Source organism: Halorientalis sp. (assembly GCF_028275115.1).
In the GTDB taxonomy this organism is placed as follows: Archaea; Halobacteriota; Halobacteria; order Halobacteriales; family Haloarculaceae; genus Halorientalis.
On the sequence record NZ_JAQCNH010000129.1, the window covers coordinates 1 to 2,214 of the forward strand.

Here is a 2,214-nt window from a genome sequence, read left to right on the forward strand (position 1 = left end):
ATCGTTCGCGAACCATCTCTTCGGAGTTATCGAGATACCGAGCTGCTACGGTGTACCCGAACGCGCGGACGAGGACCTCACCCATCCCACGTCGACCGCCGTGGGGTGCAAGATAGTCGTGTTTCGGATGGTTGATGTCGATCTCGGCAACCTCTGAGAGTCGCTGGAGAATCGACCGTGCGCCGTCCGTCGTGATTGACGGCGGCCGAATGTCCGCATCGAGCGCAAGCAGTAGGTCGCGAGCGTATTCTTCACGACGTTTAGTGATTGCTTCTGGGCGTTCCCCTCGTTCGGTTAGCTCTTCTTGGACGAGCTCTGCGAGCGTCCGTTGGTCGAATGTCGGAAACACAGGCCAGCGCTCCGTCGGCGGCTCCATCAGCTTGCGGTAGCTCCGCAGCGGCGAGATCGCCGGGTCGGGGAGACTCGCGGCGTCCCACTGCTGTTTCTTCCGATAGACGTCCATGCTCCCGTCGTCGAGGGAGAGGTCCTCCCAGCGGATGCCACGCCGGCGTGGGTCGTTCGGATCCCGTAGTAGCTCCCCGACTCGAACGGCGGTGTAGGCAAGGACGAACACCAGAGCCCGGTCACGAGCCGTCTTCAGTGCTGCGTAGCGTGCTCGCTGCTTGTCGAGTGGGTCAGTATTCTCCGGGAGTGTCGTGTACGCCTCGACGGCGTCGCGGGCCCGTCCGTCGACGTGGCGGGTGAGGTCGTGGCGCTGTTCGGACGTCCAGGCCTGCTGGTCACCGGGCTTTCGGCCGTCATCCTCCGGTAGTGGCGCCATCGCACTCGCCCGCTGGGCGTAATGCGCCTCGAGATAGCCCTCGTTGACACACCAACCACACCACGCAGATATATAGCGGTAATAGGTTTGAACGGTGTTCAGCTTGAGGCCACGGTCACCAGCGAGATGCCGGGCGTATTTGCGGAAGACGCGTTCGTCGAGCTCCTCGAAGGTAGGGTCGCGGTCGACGTCGTCGGGGAGGATCCCGGTCCAGTCATTGTCGCCGCGGTCGCCGGCGGCCCACTTGGCGAACCGCTCGAGCTCGCGGGCAGCGTTTCGCCGATAGTTCCCGCCGTCGCCGCCGCGGCCTTTCCCCTTGTCTTGGAGGTAGCGCTCGAAGGAACCCGCAAGTGTCTGATCGGAACGGTTTCGAGGTGTACCCGGAGTCATGATTCTTCGTTCGCGTACTGGTAGGTCGGACGGACGTCCTCGAGAAGCTCTTCGATGATTTCCCAAAGGATCAGGGAGGGAGTCTCGTGATTGAATCTAATACCCCAGCGATCCCCTGTATTGGCGGTTGAGTATTGAAAATGAACCTGCCCGAGATCAGGATGATCCTCGTCTTGGTGCCAGCCGGCGTGAAAGCCCGTGTTCGGATCCGTGTAGTTGATACGGAACCAATCGTCTGGATCCTGTCGATACCACTTGATGGTGAGTTCGGGTGAATCAGGGCCTGTCGAGGGATCAAGACGGGCCGGATCGAAAACGGCTTCTAGCTGCTTGGCCTCAATGTCATCAGGAACGAACTCGACCGCCGTGATCTGTGGCACACGATCGAGGACATCCCGCTTTAGCTGCGTATAGAGGCTCGCGTTCGGATCACCACCTGGATGCGGGACAGACATCCGTTAGCTGTTGGCCTCAGCGGGTTCTGTCGTCGGAGCGAGGAAGTCCCATTCGCGGATGGCAAAGCCAATGACTTGGATCCGTTGCTGTAGGTGCTCCCACTCACGGGCAATCTCACGGCGACGGTCTTCCTCGTCAGCGTCAAGGGACTCGTCAGCGAGCGTTCCGCGAAGTTGGTTCGGTGACTCAACGCCGAATTCGTCCTCCCAGTCGCGGATCTGCGTCTTCATATCGGCGAGACGGTCCGTGAGCTCTTCGACAGTGTGTCCGCTGTCCCGAAGGCGCATCGCCTCCAGCATCGCCTGACGACGATAATCCGGGTAGTACGTCGTGTGGGTGCCGCTCTCATCACGATGGAGAATACCGTCGTCGACGAGCCGCTCGAGGACGCGCTTGGTTGGTTCGTGTGACCAGTCCGCTTCGGAGGCGACCCAGTTAGCCGTCCGCGGCTCCGACAGCTGCCGGGCGGTCATCCGAACCCGGTCTTCACCCGTGGTCTGGCGTTCCATCAGGCTCTCGGAGTTCGATCCGTCTTCGGTCATACAACATCGTTCGAACTGCGTCTTAATATAGATTGAGGCCATTAG

The 2,214-nt window shown here is 60.8% G+C and carries 3 protein-coding genes; all 3 read right to left on the bottom strand.

Annotation, left to right across the window (positions count from 1 at the left end):
• Window positions 1-1,171: phage integrase SAM-like domain-containing protein (locus Q0964_RS16255; RefSeq protein ID WP_299269670.1), on the bottom strand; the 1,171-nt coding region annotated here is incomplete at its 3' end.
• Complete coding sequence (locus tag Q0964_RS16260) at window positions 1,168-1,626, bottom strand: hypothetical protein (RefSeq protein WP_271943657.1); 459 nt, start codon at window positions 1,624-1,626, stop codon at window positions 1,168-1,170. The genes Q0964_RS16260 and Q0964_RS16255, both read right to left, overlap by 4 nt.
• A 3-nt stretch (window positions 1,627-1,629) precedes the next feature.
• Complete coding sequence (locus tag Q0964_RS16265) at window positions 1,630-2,211, bottom strand: DUF7342 family protein (RefSeq protein ID WP_271943655.1); 582 nt, start codon at window positions 2,209-2,211, stop codon at window positions 1,630-1,632.
• Window positions 2,212-2,214: the final 3 nt, after the last annotated feature.

Coding starts and splice junctions, on each gene's coding strand:
- Q0964_RS16265 (WP_271943655.1), bottom strand. CDS start 2,211: ATGGCCTCAATCTATATTAAGACGCAGTTCGAACGATGTTGTATGACC.
- Q0964_RS16260 (WP_271943657.1), bottom strand. CDS start 1,626: ATGTCTGTCCCGCATCCAGGTGGTGATCCGAACGCGAGCCTCTATACG.